Below are 15,261 nucleotides of genomic sequence, written 5' to 3'. Positions count from 1 at the left end.
TCAGGCTGTTTCTGCTGACTGCATGCGCACGACCCGCGCCACGCGATAGACCGGCTTCGACTGCGATTCGTGATAGGTGCGGTTGAGCATTTCGGCCAGCAGCCCCATCAGGATGCTGAGCACGCCGATGGCGCCGAGGAACACGCTGAGCAGTGGCAGCGGCGTCTGAATCAGAGACGTACCAGCGAAAATCTTGAGGCCGATCGCTAAAAATCCCGCCATCAGCGCGAACAGGATGCTGAGAACCCCGAAGCCGCCGAACACATAGATCGGTTTGCTCGCGTAGCGGAACAGGAACTTCACTACCATCAGGTCGAGGACAACCTTGATGACGCGCTCGAGGCCGTATTTTGACTCGCCATGGATGCGCGGATGATGTTGTACTGGAATTTCGGCGACCCGCGCGCCGTTCCATGCAGCATAGATCGGCACGAAGCGGTGCATCTCGCCATACAACTTCACGCCGTCCAGGATCTCGCGTCGGTATGCTTTCAGCGAGCAACCGTAGTCGTGCAGATGCACGCCGGAGACGCGCGAAATCAGCGTATTCGCCAGCCTGCTCGGCAGGTTGCGCTTGATCGCGTTGTCCTGGCGATCCTTGCGCCAGCCGGAAACAACGTCGAAGCCCTCGTCGAGCTTGTCGAGCAAGCGGCCAATATCCGCGGGATCGTTTTGCAGGTCACCGTCCATCGGCACGATGATGTCGCCGCGCGCGTGGTCCATGCCGGCCATCATCGCGGCCGTCTGGCCGTAGTTGCGCGGGAAATGCACCACGGTGACATGTGGATCCCGGGTGGCGATCTCGTCGAGCAGGTCACTCGAACCGTCGCGGCTGCCATCGTCGACCAGCACCAATTCCCATGGGTGGCCGAGCTCCACCATGGCGGTGCGTATTTTTTCGTGCAGCGGCGTGATGTTGTCGCGCTCGTTGTAGACCGGCACGGTAATGGTGATACGCGGATTGGTATGGGTTCGTGGTGCGTCCATGAAGAACCGTTGGCCGATAAGGTGACGCTGAACACGCCGATGCCGATTGGCGCGATTTTCGCTAGGCAGGCAAGGGATGCTAACCGATGCCGCTGCGTGCGGGCGAGCTGTGAAACCGCAGCGGAGGGCCGTATGGCTTTGCTGCCGACGTCACGCAACCCGGTGCGCAGGTTCGTTAGGCTACAGGGTGCGGAGCGAGGATTGGCAGTATCTGACGACGGTCCGCCCCGATCTTGTCACATGAGTAGGAAAGCGATGAGCGACAGCGTCTTGAAATGGGCCTTGTGCCTGCTCCTGCTGGCGTGCGCCGGTTTTGCCAGGGCGGACGCATTTCCGTGCCCTTGGCGGACGAATCCGGCTTGTCCACCCGGCTTTCCCGTTGAATTCAAGGGCGCCGATCTGAAGGGGGCCACTATCCCGGCCGATGTTGGCCGGGTGCAGTTTTCTAGTCCCGCGGTTTCGCGCCTGGGCCTGATCAACGACCGCTTCGCGGACATTGTGGTTGGCACGACGGGCGGCTATGTCGTCGCCTACCACGCAAACGGAACGCTCCTTTGGGCCACCAAGGTTGCCAATATGGAGGTGCCGACCAAGCCCGCGATCGCCGACATCGACGGTGATGGCCAACCTGAAATCGTCGTCGGCGCTGGCCAGAACTACGTGAATGGCGGAGGCGTCTTCGTGCTCCGCCACGACGGCACGTTGAAATGCTCATTCACCGCGCTGGACCAGCCACCGAAGCTCGCCCAGGGTGTCTACAGCTCACCGGCCTTGGGACACCTCGACGCCACACGCCCGAACGAGATGCAGATCGTATTCGGCAGTTGGGATGCACATATCCGCGCCCTGCACGCAGATTGCTCACTCTGGTGGGTCAAGGGCATCCCGGACGATGTGATCGACACCGTCTGGCCCTCACCCGCGCTCTACGATCTTGATGGCGATGGTCAGCTCGATGTCATCATTGCCAACGACAGCAGCCAGTGGAAGCTGCCAAACGGTCAGCTGACGGGCGGGCAGCTGCGCGCATTCCGTGGCAATGGTATCGGCGAACTGCCCGGCTTTCCGAAGAAGCTCAACGAAGTGATCTACTCGTCGGCGGCGATCGGCGACATCGGTCACACGGGCCATCCTTCGATCGTGGTCGGGAACGGACGCTGCTTTGACATGTCGACTTGCGTTCCGAATCCGCAGACAGTGACAGAGGCGACTTATGCGTTTGATGCCACCGGCACAGCAGCTCCGGGTTGGCCGTTTGCGACGCCGAGCCAGAGTTCGCGCACCGCTTCGCCGGCGTTGGCTGATCTCGATGGCGACGGCAAGCTCGAAACGGTCATCAACACGCTGATCAAAACCAACGACGCAACCAACGACCAGATGGGCTACACCCATGTGATCCGCAGCGACGGCACGGAATCCCCGGGCTGGCCGGTGCAGCCTGTCATACCGCATTCGTGCAATACCGATGGGACCGGTACCGACACTCATTTCGGTACCGTCGCGTCGCCGATCGTGGTCGATCTTGACGGCGATGGCGTCCCGGAAATCGCATTGGCCTCCGGATTTGAAATCGTTGTCTGGAATCGCGCAGGCCAGCAACTCACGGAGACGCATGTGGATCGTTGCACTCTGGGCACACCCAATCCCGCGGTCTGGCAGCTGCAATCGAATTACTCGATCTTCAGCACGCCGACCGCGGCTGACCTGTTCGGCGACGGCCATATCGAACTGGTCGTGGGCAGTGCCTCAAATTCCACGGCACAGTTTGGTGCGCTGTACGTGTGGACATTTCCCAACAGCAAGGCGACGCTTGCCAACATGCCGTGGACGCAGTTCCGCAGCGATGCCCGCAACACCGGCGTCTATTTCCAGGATTTGATCTTCCGCAACGGTTTCGACTAGCGCCGAACCTGCGTACGGCGCTAGTTCCGAAGCTCCACGAGGTCGCGGAAACATTCCAAAGCCCGCGGATTCGCCAGCGCATCGGTGTTCTTCACAGGCAATCCGTGAATCGTATCGCGCACCGCAATCTCGGTGATCTTGCCGGAGATCGTGCGCGGGATGTCGGCGACCTGCAGGATCTTCGCGGGCACGTGGCGAGGGGTCGTGTTCGCGCGGATCTGCTTGGCGATGCGCTCGCGGAGCGCGTCATCGAGCACGACGCCCTCGCGCAGGCGGACGAACAGGATCACACGTTCATCGTCGCCCCAGTGCTGGCCGACCGCGACCGATTCGAGCACTTCCGGCACCTGTTCGACCTGGCGGTAGATCTCCGCGGTGCCGATGCGCACGCCGCCGGGGTTCAGGGTCGCATCCGAGCGCCCGTAGATGATCACGCCGTCGCGTTCGGTGAGCAGTGCGTGATCGCCGTGGCACCAGATGTTCGGCACGCGTGAGAAATACGCGTTGCGGTACTTCTCGCCGTCTGGATCGTTCCAGAAGAGCACCGGCATCGACGGGAACGGTGCGGTGCAGGCGAGTTCGCCTTTTTCGCCGCGCACCGGCTTGCCGGCGTCGTCGAGGATCTCGACCTTCATGCCGAGGCCGCGGCATTGCAGTTCGCCGCGGTAGACCGGCAGCACCGGGCAACCCAGCGCGAAGCACGAGATGATGTCGGTACCGCCCGAGATCGACGCCAGCAACACGCGTTCCTTGATGTCGCGGTAGACGTAGTCGTAGCTCTCCGGCGCGAGCGGCGAGCCGGTCGACAGGATGGTTTTGAGTTGCAGCAGCTTGTGCGTCTCGCGCGGCTTCACGCCGGCTTTCTCGATGGCGCTGATCCACTTCGCGCTGGTGCCGAACACGCTGATGCCGACCTCGTCGGCGAGGTCCCACAGCGCGTTGCCGTCAGGGTGCGAGGGCGATCCGTCGTAGAGCACCAGGGTCGCGCCGACCGCGAGGCCGGACACGAACCAGTTCCACATCATCCAGCCGCAGGTCGTGTAGTAGAAGAACCGGTCCTCGCGCTTGAGGTCCGTATGCAGCACGAGTTCCTTCAGGTGCTGGATCAGGGTGCCGCCGGCACCGTGCACGATGCACTTGGGTACGCCGGTCGTGCCGGACGAATACATGATGTAGAGCGGGTGGTCGAAGGGCAGGGCGACGAACTCGGGTGCATGCTCGCGTGTGCCAACGAAATCCGGCCACGCGACGGCATTGCGCAAGCCGTCGAGCTTCAGCGGCTCGCCGCTGTACGGGATCACGACCAGCTTCTCGACGCTCGGCAATTCGCCGAGTACGCCGCAGATCTTCTCCAGGCAATCGAAACGCTTGCCGCCGTAGCCGTATATGTCTGCGGTGAACAGCACCTTCGGCGCGATCTGGCCGAAGCGGTCGACCACGCCGCGGATGCCGAAGTCCGGCGAGCACGACGACCAGGTCGCGCCGAGCGAGGTCGCGGCGAGCATCGCGATCACGGTTTCCGGGATGTTCGGCAGGAAGCCGGCGACGCGGTCGCCGACACCGACGCCGGCCTGCTTCAGTACATGCGCGAGCTTGCCGACTTCCGCATGCAGTTCCGCGTAAGTGAATTCGCGCTGGTGTCCCCATTCGTTGCGGAACACGATCGCGGTGCGCTCATCCCTGAAACGCAGCAGGTTCTGCGCGAAGTTCAGGGTGACGTTCGGGAACCAATGCGCGCCTGGCATCTTCTCGCGGTCGACCAGCACGGGTTCGTACTCGCCGTGCGCGCGGATGCCGCAGAACTCCCAGACCAGCGGCCAGAACTTCTCGGGATGGCGGACCGAGAAATCGTAGAGCGGGGAGTAGCGGCGAATATCCTCATTGCCGGTGCTCTCGCGCACGAACCGCATGAAGCGGCTGATGTTCGAGCGCTCGATGCGTTCCGTGCCCGGCTCCCAGATCGGTTTGTTCATGGACGACCCAAGGTTGGTTGACATGCGTTCCTGCGGGTTTGCGAAGCTCATCGATGAGCCACGACGCCATGCCGGGATCATCGCTGGTTGTGGACGTGCGCAAGGGAGATGTGACCGCGCTGTGCGAGGGATACGGCTCCCTGATATCGCGATAGAGCCTCCTTCGAGCGGGACGGCCGGATTATCCAGCAAGCGTTGCGGAGCTGCCAGCGAACGACGCACGTTTCGCAGGGTCGCCACAAGCAAAAACGCCGGCGCGAGGCCGGCGTCTTTGCAAGCGGTGCAGCGGATCGCGTCGATCAGCCGATCAGCAGATCCTTTTCCTTCTTGCCGGCGGAGAGCGCGGCATTGAACCAGCGCGGGCGCTTGCCACGGCCGGTCCAGGTCTGGGCCGGGTCGGCGGGGTTGCGATATTTCGCCTTCACCTTGCCGCGCGCCTTGCCGCGGCCGCCGGCGCGGCCGAAGACCTCATCGAGACCGAAACCTTCAGCCTTGACCAGGGCATTGATCTTGTCGCGAAGCTTCGAGGCCTTTTCCTTGACCAGTTCTTCCTGGCGCGCTTTCGCGCGCGCGATCAGATCGGAGAGCTGGTTGTGGTTCAGGGACTTGAGATCAATCGCCATGCGTTGTCTACCTCTCATTATTATCGGATGAGCAAGCAATCAGTTACAGAAAATGAACCCATTAATGCTAACAAGCCCGGATCGCGGACGCATACATGTCGTAAGGCACATGCGATAGGCGTCACATTTTATCACGGCAAATCCATTGGATTCGGATGTCACCGCATTTTACGCACTCGGCTTGCCGCTTCGATCACAAATTTTGCAAAGCCGCGGCTTGCGTCGCTCCGGCATTCCAGCCTATGTCGTGATATCGGCTTATTCAGGATTACTTCGGTCGACGAAAACAAAGGGCCTGCCGGAATGCGGAATCAGGAAAAGCAGCGCAGCAATTCTTCCCGATCGATCGCCCGGTTCTCGCTCTCGTTTCGCTTGCGATATTCGAACGTTCCTGCAGCGAGGCCGCGCTCACTCACGACGATGCGATGCGGGATGCCGATCAATTCGATGTCCGCGAACATCGGTCCGGGGCGCAATCCGCGATCGTCGAGCAGCACCTCGATGCCGCGCGCGGACAGGTCCTCGTAGAGTTTCTCGGCTTCCTCGCGCACCTGTGCGTTCTGCGCCGCGTTGATCGGGCAGATCGCGATGCGCCAGGGTGCCATCGGTTCCGGCCAGCGGATGCCGGCATCGTCGTGGTTCTGCTCGATCGCGGCGGCGACGATGCGACTGACGCCGATGCCGTAGCAGCCCATCTGCATGACCCTGGCCTTGCCGGCGTCGTCGAGCACGGTGGCGTCCATCGCCTCGGCGTATTTCGAGCCGAGCTGGAACACGTGGCCGACCTCGATGCCACGCGCGATCTTCAGCGTGCCATGGCCGTCGGGCGAGCGATCGCCCTCGACGACCTTGCGGATGTCGGCGATGCGCGTGATGCGCGCGTCGCGCTCCCAGTTCGCGCCACGGTAATGCGTGCCGTCCTGGTTGCCGCCGCAGACGAAGTCGGCGACGGCCGCGGCGCTGCGGTCGACGATGACCGGAATCGAGTCGGGCAGGCCGACCGGACCGATGAAGCCCGGCCGCGTGCCGGTCACGCGCACGATTTCGGCTTCGTCGGCGAGCACCGATTCACCCGGCAACTCGGCGAGCTTCGCGGCTTTCACCTCGTTGATCTCGTGGTCGCCGCGCACGCACAGCGCGACCAGGCCGTCGTGACCGCGCACGAGGATCGTCTTGATGCACTGCTCCGGCTTCATGCCGAGAAAGGCGGACACCTCGTCGATGGTCTTCTGGGTCGGTGTCGCCACTCTTTCGAGCGTGGCTGAAGGCGCGGAACGTGCAACGGCCGGCGCGAGCGCCTCGGCCATCTCCACGTTCGCGGCGTAGTCCGAATCGGTCGAGAACGCGATCGCATCCTCACCGGAATCGGCGAGCACCTGGAATTCGTGGCTTGCATTTCCGCCGATCGCGCCGGTGTCAGCCTGCACGGCACGGAATTGCAACCCCAGTCGCGTGAAAATCCGCCCGTACGCGTCGTACATCACGCGGTATTCGCGATCGAGGCAGTCCGCCGTCAAATGGAACGAATACGCGTCTTTCATCAGGAATTCGCGTGCGCGCATCACGCCGAAACGCGGGCGGATCTCGTCGCGGAATTTGGTCTGGATCTGGTAGAAATTGACTGGCAGCTGCTTGTAGCTTTTCAGCTCGTTGCGCGCGAAATCGGTAATGACTTCCTCGTGCGTCGGTCCGTAGCAATATGCGGCGTCCTTGCGGTCCCTGATCTTCAGAAGCTGGCCGCCGAATTTCTCCCAGCGTCCGGTTTCCTCCCAGAGCTCCTTCGGCTGGATCGACGGCATCAGCAGCTCGACCGCGCCGGCGCGGTTCATTTCCTCGCGCACGATATTCTGGACCTTGCTCAATACGCGCAGGCCGAGCGGCGACCAGGTGTAGATGCCTGCCGCAAGCTTGCGGATCATGCCGGTGCGCAGCATCAGCCGATGGCTGGCGATCTCCGCGTCGGCGGGCACTTCCTTGACGGTCGCGAGATGAAAACGGGAAAGGCGCATGGGGTTCCAGACATGAACGCGGAACCGCGAATTCTAGCAGCGGGGGCGGCGGCTGCGTGCTGGCTGTCCGCCAGACGCGATTTAATCGCGCGGGCCAGACGCGGAGAAATCCGGCTTACTGGAATACGGCCAGGATGAGACGGACCGGTTCCGGTTATTGCGCGGCGCAGAACAGCTTGATCTGCTGATTCGCCTTGTCGATCTGCGCCTGGTGGCTCTTCGCGGCGTCCAGATCGGTCGGATAGCCGAGCGAGTCGACCGGCACTTTCTGCGTATCCAGCACCGCGAGATTCTTCTTCGCGATGTCGCAATTGCGCTTGATGTCCTCCGGCGCATAACCCGCCGCTGCCGCGAGTGCCGGACCGGACGACTTGGCGGCCTCGGCCTTCTTTTCCCCGTCGGCTTCGGTGCTGGTGGTGACTCCGCCCTTGACCTTGAGCTTCTGTGCCTTCACCACACTGGCCGGTGGCGGCGAGTCGGAGAAGTGCTTGACGCCGTTCGCGTCGGTCCACGAGTACATGTCGGCGGCGGCGGCGGGTAGGCCGACGGTCAGCAGGGCGAGCAGGAGCCAGTTGCGCTTCATCGTTGGGCCTTCGCGTTCTCGCGGGGTGCTCAGGGCGGCACACCGGACCGGCGACTGGATAACACCAGTTGGGCCCGGAGACAAGCGCGGGCTCGCAAAACCGGGTATCCCGCCGCGTTTGTTTGCGATGTGCCGAGCCTCGCCGGGCGGCGGTTCCGTCCACCCCCGGAGGATGCCGCGCACTACCGCTGTCGCGATTGCTCCGCCAGCGCACGGGCGAAAGCACCCGCCATGGTGGATCACGGTACACTTCTCTCCATATTTCCTACGTTGCCGCTGATCGACATGGATGAGACTTCGACCGGCGCGCGCAAGCCGCCGCGCGGGATCTACCTGCTGCCGAACCTGTTCACGACCGCCGCGATGTTCGCCGGCTTCTACGCCATCGTGGCCAGCATCGGCGGGCGCTACACCGAGGCCGCGGTCGCGGTGTTCGTGGCCGGCATCCTCGACGGGCTCGACGGCCGCGTCGCGCGCCTGACCGGCACCCAGAGCGAGTTCGGCGTGCAGTACGACTCGCTGTCGGACCTGGTCAGCTTCGGTCTCGCACCCGCACTGGTCATGTACACCTGGTCGCTGTCGGCGCTGAAGGCCTACGGCTCGGGTTGGGGCAAGCTCGGCTGGGCCGCGGCGTTCATCTATGCGGCCTGCGCGGCATTGCGGCTGGCGCGCTTCAACACCCAGGTCGGCGTCGCCGACAAGCGCTACTTCCAAGGCCTGGCCAGTCCTGCGGCGGCGGGGCTGTGCATGTCCTTCGTCTGGGCGATCGAGGCCAAGGGCTTGTTCGGCTTCAACGCCAGCGACATGGACTTCGTGACGCCGGTGATCGCGATCGTCGCCGGACTGCTGATGGTCAGTCGCGTGCGCTACTTTAGCTTCAAGGCATGGCCGAAGTCGGATCGCGTGCCGTTCATCTGGATACCCGCCGCGATGCTGATTCTGGTCGCGCTCGCGGTCGATCCGCCGCGCGTGCTGTTCGGTATCGCGGTGCTGTACGTGCTGTCCGGCCCGGCGATGACGCTCTGGGGCCTGCGCCAGAAACGCAGCCTGCGCGCCCAGCGCGGCACGGGAAAGGGCGACGAGTGAACACCGCGCGCGCCAGGCCGACCGGCTCGCGCGCGAAGGACGCGGCAAGAACTTCGCGCGGCCATCCGCAAAGGCGGACGCGCGAAGCCGACACGCTCACGTTCCTGGCCGATCTCGCGCAGGCGCTCGCAGTCACGCTGGACCTGCGCCAGACCCTGTCCGAGGCGGTCACGCGCGTGGTGGACTTCATGCGCGTCGAGGCGGCCTCGCTGTTCCTGCTCGATCCGGCCGGCGAGGTGCTCGAATGCCGGATCTGCGTCGGCCCGGTCGACATCACCGGCGCGCGCCTCGGCGTGGGCCAGGGCGTGGTCGGCCGTGCGGTCGCCGAGAACGCGACGCAGATCGTCACCGACGCGGCCAGCGATCCGCGCATCTGGCGCGCGGCCGACGACACCACCGGTTTCGTCACGCGGAGCCTGGTCTGCGCGCCGCTGGCAACCGCGGCCGGGCCGATCGGTGCGATCGAGATCGTTAACCGCCGCGATGGAAAACCCTTCTCGGCCGCGGACGCGGAGCTGCTCGGCATCATCGCGGCGCCGGCCGCGCTTGCGATCAACAACGCGCGCATGGCCAGCAACCTGCTCGAGCAGCAGCGCCTGAAGCGCGAGTTCGACCTCGCGCGGCGCCTGCAGAAGTCCCTGCTGCCGCACCGCCGCCGCGACGATTTCCCGATCATCGCGGTCAACCGTCCCGCGCACGAGATCTCTGGCGACTTCTACGACTATTTCGAACTCGCCGACGGCCGCATCGGCTTCGTCGTCGGCGATATTTCCGGGAAGGGCCTCGACGCGGCGCTGCTGATGGTGCGTGCGGCGAGCCTGCTGCGCTGGGCCGGCAAGGACGGGCTCGCGCCGGGCGCGTGGCTCGCGCGCGCGAACGAGGAATTGTGCGAGACGGCCCGGGACGGCCGCTTCGTCTGCGCGCTGGTCGGCTATTGCGACCGTGCCGCGACCCGGGTGCAGTTCGCCGGCGCCGGCTTCCCGCCGGTCATTGTGCATCGCGCCGGAACGTTCAGCGACTACGCGTCCGGTGGGCCGCCGCTCGGCATCCTGTCCGGTGTCGCATTCGACGAACATGACATTCCACTCGAAGGCGGCACGCTGTATGCGTTCTCGGACGGAGCGACCGATGTGCGCGATGACGCCGGCCAGCGGATCGGCGACGCCGGCGTGCGTGAGCTGATCGCGCGGCACGCGCAGGCGCCGCGCGACGCGCGCCTGCGCGGACTGCTCGCGGAGCTGAAGCACCTGCGTCTCGTCGATGACACCACGCTGCTGCTCGTCGAGGCGCCACGCGCCGAGGCGCCCGAGGTGCTGCTCGAGCGGCGCATCCCGGCGCGTGCGGCGGAACTGCGCGATCTGCGCAGCGCGATCCGCCATGCCCTGGACGGTCTGCGCGTCGCGCCGGAGCTGCGCGACCGCCTCGTGCTCGCGGTCGACGAGGCCTGCGCGAACATCATCCGCCACGGTTATGGTCCGCAGCGCGAGGGCGACATCGACTTGCGCATCCTGCGCGCCGGCCCGATGTTGAGCTTCGAGCTGACCGACAGCGCGCCCTGCGTCGATCCGGCCAGCTTGCGTCCGAAGCCGCTCGGAGAATGCCGCTGCGGCGGTTTCGGCATGGCGCTGATCGACGAGGTCATGGACGACTGGCGCATCGAATCCGTACGGGGCGGGCAGGGCAACCGGCTGATCCTGCGCAAGCGCATCGAAGACATCGGCACCGAAGAGGCGAACGAGGCATGAGCGTCAACCCGAACAACGTGAGCAGCGAGGCGCGCGACGGCTACGTGCTGGTCCGCCTCAGCGGCGAAGTCGATCTCTCCTGGTCGCAAGCGGTGCGCCGTGCGGTGCTCGACGCACTCGCCGGCGACTCTCCGGTCGGCGTGGACCTGTCCGCGGTCAGCTACATCGATTCGTCCGGCATCGCCGCGCTGGTCGAGGGCTTCCAGCGCGCACGCACACGAGGCAGCCGCTTCGTGCTGGTCGCGGTCAGCGACGCGGTGCGCGCGGTGCTCGAACTCGCACGGCTCGACCGCGTGTTCCTGCTGGTCGCCACGTCCGACGCGATCCTCATCGCTGCGTGAACGCACTGGCACGCCCGCTGGCCGACGTCGGCCGCGCGACGCTGGAGGCGTTGAGCGGCGTCGGCTATGCGGCGATGTTGCTGTTCGAAGCGCTGTACTACACGGTCGCCGGCTGGCGTATCGGCCAGCCGGTGCGGTTGGTCGCGGTGGTCAGGCAGATGCGCGAGATCGGCGCCGACGCGCTGCCGATCGTCGCGCTGCTCGGCTTCACGGTCGGGCTGATGCTCGGCATCCAGTTCATTGCCTCGCTCTCCGAGTTTGGCGCGCAGTCGCAGGTCGTGGTCGCAGTCGCGAAATCGGTCACGCGCGAATTCGGCGCACTGATCACCGCGATCCTCGTCGCCGGCCGCTCCGGCTCCGCGCTGGCGGCGCGGATCGGTTCGATGTCCGTGTCTCAGGAAGTCGACGCGCTCGCGGTGATCGGCATCGAACCGGTGCGCTACCTGGTCGCTCCGGCCTTGATCGCGATGCTGGTCATGCTGCCGGCGCTGACGATCTTTGCGAACGCGGTCGCGATCTTCGGCGCGGCGCTGTACAGCGCGCCGGCGCTGAACGTGACGCCGATCGCGTACCTGCTGCAGACGTTGTCGCTGCTGACGCCGGGCGATGTCTGGCAGGGCCTCGCCAAGAGCGTCGTGTTTGCGTTGCTGATCACGCTGATCGGCGTCAGCACCGGCTTCTCGGTGACCGGCGGTGCCGAAGGCGTCGGGCGCGCGACCACGCGTTCGGTCGTGCTGTCGATCTGCTGGATCATTGTGGTCGACATGATCTTTTCGTTCTTCCTGAATCGATGAACACGACAGCATTGCCATCGCGCAAATCCGATGTAGGAGCGGCTTCAGCCGCGATGCTTCCCGTGCGCGCGCTGCAAGGTCGAACGAGAGCATCGCGGCTGAAGCCGCTCCTACGGGAGCCTGTGCGAGCGTCGGTATGAATATGTCGCCGGCGCCCCTGATCGAAGTCGAGAAGCTCGAAGCCTGGTACGGCCGCCGGCGCGTGCTGCATGGCATCGACTTCTCGGTCAACGCGGGCGAAATCCGCGTGATCATGGGCGGCTCGGGTTCGGGCAAGAGCACGCTGCTGCGCCATCTGCTCGGCCTGCAGCGGCCGGTCAGCGGATCGGTCCGGCTGTACGGGGTCGATCTCGGCGAAGCCAGCGAACGCGAGCTACTCGATGTGCGCAAGCGCATCGGCGTGTCGTTCCAAGGCGGCGCGCTGCTGACCTCGCTGACGGTCGGCGAGAACGTCGCGCTGCCGTTGCGTGAACACACGCGGCTGGACGAGTCGACGATCCGCATCATGAGCCGGCTCAAGCTCGAGGTGGTCAATCTCGGCGGTTTCCAGGACCTGATGCCGAGCCAGCTCTCCGGCGGCATGGTCAAGCGCGCGGCGCTCGCGCGGGCGATCGTGATGGATCCGCGCCTGCTGTTCTTCGACGAGCCGTCGGCCGGTCTCGATCCGGTCGTCTCGGCGGAACTCGACGAATTGATCCTGCGCCTGCGCGATGCGCTGCGCATGACCATCGTGGTGGTCACCCACGAGCTCGAGAGCGCGTTCAAGATCGCCGACACGATCACCGTGCTCGATGCGGGCGAGATCCTGATGACCGGCACGGTCGCTGCGGTGCGGGCGGCTGACAATGAGCGCATCCAGGACCTGCTGAACCGGCGGCCGCGCGAGGTGCAGGTCGATGCGGATGCCTATCTCAAGCGCCTCACGGAAGAAGAAGCTTGATAATGTCCATGCGGGAGCGATTCCGTAATGCCGTCATCCCGGCGAAAGCCGGGATCCAGCCTTTTCCGTCAAAGGAACTGGATCCCGGCTTTCGCCGGGATGACGAAGAAGTGATTCGGTGGATCTCGGGGAGCGGGTTTTGAAACGCGACACCATCAACTACACGCTGGTCGGCGCCGTCGTCGTCGGCGCGCTCGTGCTGCTGCTGGTCGGCCTCGCGCTGATCACCGGGCGCGCCGTCGCCAGCGACGACTATTTTGTGCGCTATCGAAACGTGACCGGCCTGCGCTACGGCGCGCCGGTGTTCTACCAGGGTTACCGCATCGGCCAGGTCGGCAAGGTGACGCCGGAGCGCAGCGCGGACGGCACGCGCTACCGGGTCGCGCTGGCGATCCGCCGTGACTGGCCGATTCCGCAGGACAGCCCCGCTCGCCTGCAGTCGAGCGGCCTGCTCGCCGACGTCTCGATCGGCATCCGCGAGGGTACGAGCCGCGACATGCTCAAGCCCGGCGGCGAGCTCAAGGCCGAGGAGGGCGGTGATATCTTCGCCGCAATGAACGAGCTGGCCGGCGAGGTCAGCACGCTGACGCGCACGCAGATTTCGCCGCTGATCCGCACCCTTTCGCAGAGAGTTGATTCGATCACGGGCGCGATCGACCAGAACGCGCCGGCGATCCTCGACCAGACCCGTGGCCTGCTCGATCGCGTCAATCGCGCCTCCGATTCGCTCAACGATCTGCTGAAGCCGGAGAATCGGGCGGCCGTCGCCGGGACGTTGGCCGAGGTGCGCAAACTCAGCGCGGAACTGCACGGGACGCGCGAGACGCTGGACAAAGCGCTGGGCGAACTCGCCGACATCGCGAAGGAGAACCGCCCCGAGGTACGCCGCTCGGTGCAGGATCTCGGCAGCGTGCTCGCGGCGCTGTCGAGTCGCATGGATGTGATCACGCACCATCTGGAATCCTCGAGTCGCAATCTCGACGAGTTCAGCCGCGAGATCCGCGCGCATCCGAACCGTCTGATCCTCGCGCCTAAGGCCGACAAGCTGCAGGAAGAACCGCAATGACGCGCCGCCTGATCGCACTGGCTCTGTTCGTGTCCGTCGCGCTGGCGGGTTGCGGCGCGCCGACGGTGCCGGATTTCACGTATTTCAGGCTGCCGCGTCCGCAACCGCTGGAGGCGGACGGCACGCCGCTGTTTCGCGGCGCACTGGTCGTCGACGCGTTCGGCGCCGATGGCCTTTACGCGGACCAGGCGCTGATCTACGCGCTGGATCCCGGTGCGCAGCAGCTGCGCCAGTACCACTACCAGCTATGGACCGATCCGCCGACACGGATCCTGCAGCGGCGCCTGATCGAGCAGCTGCGCGACGCGAACGTGGCGGCGCAGGTCACCGACGAGCTGCCGGCGAGCCATCCGGCGATTCGCGTCAGCGGGACCATCCTGCGCTTCGACCGCGTGCCGTCCGCCGCAGGCGGCTACGACGCGGTCGTCGCGCTGAAGCTGCGCGCGGACGCGCGCGACGGAACGCCATTCGTGGATGACTACTATCGTGCCGAGAAGGCGGCCGACGGCGCCGACCTGAAGGCGACCGTCGATGCCTACGGTGCTGCGCTGGACGAGATCTTCGCGAGGTTCCACGCGGACCTGCGCAAGCGTGGAGCGGACATCCATGCGGGATGAAACCAGCCTGCGCCGTCTGGCCGAGATGGGCATCGATGTCTATCAGCCGCGTGCCGCGAGCGCGATGGCACTGCGTGTGCTTGCCGATTCTGCGCCCATGGCGCCGGTGCCGGAGCACGCGCAGCGCGGAGCGCAGCCTGCCGCTAAAGCGGTGATCGAAGCGGCGCCGGCAGAGCGGATCGACGTCCTGCTGCTCGCGAGGGGGACGTCACCGCGCGCCACTGCGCTGCTCACCGATGTCGCACGGACGCTGCGTTTCGCGCGCGTCGCGTGCGCACGTCTCGACGCGCCCGACGAATCCGCGCTCGCCACGGCTGCCGCGCTGGTCATGTTCGGTGACGCCTGCGCGCGCGCGGCCGGTGCAGCACTGCCGGCACAGCGCCAGCGCGAGATCGGCTGGGTCGTTATGGGGGAACCGGACGCGCTCGCTGGCGACGCGCCGGCGAAGCGTGCGCTGTGGAGTGAACTGAAGCGGATGCTGCGTGGAATGGCCGCAGGGCGGGGCACGCTTGCAGCGACCGTGTCGGCAGCCGATCATCATGCGAACGGCCACTCTCCCAACGACGGGGCGGCCACACCTGCGCAAGCGTGAGTC

14 protein-coding genes are annotated in these 15,261 nt (G+C 65.4%); 9 read left to right on the top strand and 5 right to left on the bottom strand.

Features of this window, described 5'->3' with window-relative positions; translation table 11 throughout:
- Complete coding sequence (locus tag ABD002_RS09625; RefSeq protein WP_343790112.1) at positions 1–987, bottom strand: glycosyltransferase family 2 protein; 987 nt, start codon at positions 985–987, stop codon at positions 1–3.
- Between ABD002_RS09625 and ABD002_RS09620 the strand changes: the two genes are divergently transcribed.
- Positions 967–2,889, top strand: coding sequence for an FG-GAP repeat domain-containing protein (locus ABD002_RS09620; RefSeq protein WP_343790109.1), 1,923 nt, complete (start codon positions 967–969; stop codon positions 2,887–2,889). The two genes, ABD002_RS09625 and ABD002_RS09620, sit on opposite strands and share 21 nt — an antisense overlap.
- A 20-nt stretch (positions 2,890–2,909) precedes the next feature.
- Here the strand turns inward: ABD002_RS09620 and ABD002_RS09615 are convergent, their stop codons facing one another.
- From ABD002_RS09615 to ABD002_RS09600, 4 genes are all read right to left on the bottom strand, one after another.
- Positions 2,910–4,862, bottom strand: a complete 1,953-nt coding sequence (locus ABD002_RS09615) for an acetoacetate--CoA ligase (RefSeq protein ID WP_343790107.1) — start codon at positions 4,860–4,862, stop codon at positions 2,910–2,912.
- Between the two features lie 299 nt (positions 4,863–5,161).
- Positions 5,162–5,485 (bottom strand): H-NS histone family protein, encoded by a 324-nt coding sequence (locus ABD002_RS09610; RefSeq protein ID WP_343790104.1) that lies wholly within the window; start codon positions 5,483–5,485, stop codon positions 5,162–5,164.
- Between the two features lie 311 nt (positions 5,486–5,796).
- The gene (locus ABD002_RS09605; protein ID WP_343790101.1) at positions 5,797–7,494 is read right to left on the bottom strand and encodes a proline--tRNA ligase; all 1,698 of its coding nucleotides are present in this window, start codon (positions 7,492–7,494) and stop codon (positions 5,797–5,799) included.
- Between the two features lie 154 nt (positions 7,495–7,648).
- Entirely contained in the window at positions 7,649–8,077 is a 429-nt protein-coding gene (locus ABD002_RS09600; protein ID WP_343790098.1) for a DUF4124 domain-containing protein, read from the bottom strand.
- A 285-nt stretch (positions 8,078–8,362) separates the two neighbouring features.
- On the opposite strand from ABD002_RS09600, the gene ABD002_RS09595 reads away from it, so the two are divergent.
- From ABD002_RS09595 to ABD002_RS09560, 8 genes are all read left to right on the top strand, one after another.
- Positions 8,363–9,163 (top strand): CDP-alcohol phosphatidyltransferase family protein, encoded by an 801-nt coding sequence (locus ABD002_RS09595; RefSeq protein WP_343790095.1) that lies wholly within the window; start codon positions 8,363–8,365, stop codon positions 9,161–9,163.
- Positions 9,160–10,908 carry an ATP-binding SpoIIE family protein phosphatase gene (locus ABD002_RS09590; RefSeq protein WP_343790092.1) on the top strand — a complete coding sequence of 583 codons (1,749 nt, stop codon included), beginning with the start codon at positions 9,160–9,162 and terminating at the stop codon, positions 10,906–10,908. Before ABD002_RS09595 ends, ABD002_RS09590 begins: the two co-directional genes overlap by 4 nt.
- Complete coding sequence (locus tag ABD002_RS09585) at positions 10,905–11,249, top strand: STAS domain-containing protein (protein ID WP_343790090.1); 345 nt, start codon at positions 10,905–10,907, stop codon at positions 11,247–11,249. Before ABD002_RS09590 ends, ABD002_RS09585 begins: the two co-directional genes overlap by 4 nt.
- A complete protein-coding gene (locus ABD002_RS09580) occupies positions 11,246–12,043 on the top strand; it encodes an MlaE family ABC transporter permease (RefSeq protein WP_343790087.1) in 798 nt (265 codons plus the stop codon). The genes ABD002_RS09585 and ABD002_RS09580 overlap by 4 nt, the downstream gene beginning before the upstream one ends.
- 136 nt (positions 12,044–12,179) lie before the next feature.
- A complete protein-coding gene (locus tag ABD002_RS09575; protein WP_343790084.1) occupies positions 12,180–12,983 on the top strand; it encodes an ABC transporter ATP-binding protein in 804 nt (267 codons plus the stop codon).
- 139 nt (positions 12,984–13,122) lie between these two features.
- On the top strand, positions 13,123–14,049 hold the full coding sequence (locus ABD002_RS09570) for an MlaD family protein (RefSeq protein WP_343790081.1): 927 nt from the start codon (positions 13,123–13,125) through the stop codon (positions 14,047–14,049).
- A complete protein-coding gene (locus tag ABD002_RS09565) occupies positions 14,046–14,666 on the top strand; it encodes an ABC-type transport auxiliary lipoprotein family protein (RefSeq protein WP_343790078.1) in 621 nt (206 codons plus the stop codon). Before ABD002_RS09570 ends, ABD002_RS09565 begins: the two co-directional genes overlap by 4 nt.
- Positions 14,656–15,258: a hypothetical protein gene (locus ABD002_RS09560; protein ID WP_343790075.1), complete on the top strand. Its 603-nt coding sequence runs from the start codon at positions 14,656–14,658 to the stop codon at positions 15,256–15,258. The genes ABD002_RS09565 and ABD002_RS09560 overlap by 11 nt, the downstream gene beginning before the upstream one ends.
- Positions 15,259–15,261: the final 3 nt, after the last annotated feature.

Source organism: Dokdonella soli, from assembly GCF_039523175.1.
Classification (GTDB): Bacteria; Pseudomonadota; Gammaproteobacteria; order Xanthomonadales; family Rhodanobacteraceae; genus Dokdonella_A; species Dokdonella_A soli.
Note: the sequence above shows the minus strand (reverse complement) of the source record. Positions and strands in the feature narration are given on the sequence as shown.

What these genes read in the sequence shown, in the direction of transcription:
- ABD002_RS09595 (WP_343790095.1), top strand. Translation starts at nt 8,363, where the DNA reads ATGGATGAGACTTCGACCGGCGCGCGCAAGCCGCCGCGCGGGATCTAC.
- ABD002_RS09575 (WP_343790084.1), top strand. Translation starts at nt 12,180, where the DNA reads ATGAATATGTCGCCGGCGCCCCTGATCGAAGTCGAGAAGCTCGAAGCC.
- ABD002_RS09615 (WP_343790107.1), bottom strand. Translation starts at nt 4,862, where the DNA reads ATGAACAAACCGATCTGGGAGCCGGGCACGGAACGCATCGAGCGCTCG.
- ABD002_RS09560 (WP_343790075.1), top strand. Translation starts at nt 14,656, where the DNA reads ATGCGGGATGAAACCAGCCTGCGCCGTCTGGCCGAGATGGGCATCGAT.
- ABD002_RS09565 (WP_343790078.1), top strand. Translation starts at nt 14,046, where the DNA reads ATGACGCGCCGCCTGATCGCACTGGCTCTGTTCGTGTCCGTCGCGCTG.
- ABD002_RS09620 (WP_343790109.1), top strand. Translation starts at nt 967, where the DNA reads ATGGGTTCGTGGTGCGTCCATGAAGAACCGTTGGCCGATAAGGTGACG.
- ABD002_RS09600 (WP_343790098.1), bottom strand. Translation starts at nt 8,077, where the DNA reads ATGAAGCGCAACTGGCTCCTGCTCGCCCTGCTGACCGTCGGCCTACCC.
- ABD002_RS09625 (WP_343790112.1), bottom strand. Translation starts at nt 987, where the DNA reads ATGGACGCACCACGAACCCATACCAATCCGCGTATCACCATTACCGTG.
- ABD002_RS09585 (WP_343790090.1), top strand. Translation starts at nt 10,905, where the DNA reads ATGAGCGTCAACCCGAACAACGTGAGCAGCGAGGCGCGCGACGGCTAC.
- ABD002_RS09605 (WP_343790101.1), bottom strand. Translation starts at nt 7,494, where the DNA reads ATGCGCCTTTCCCGTTTTCATCTCGCGACCGTCAAGGAAGTGCCCGCC.
- ABD002_RS09610 (WP_343790104.1), bottom strand. Translation starts at nt 5,485, where the DNA reads ATGGCGATTGATCTCAAGTCCCTGAACCACAACCAGCTCTCCGATCTG.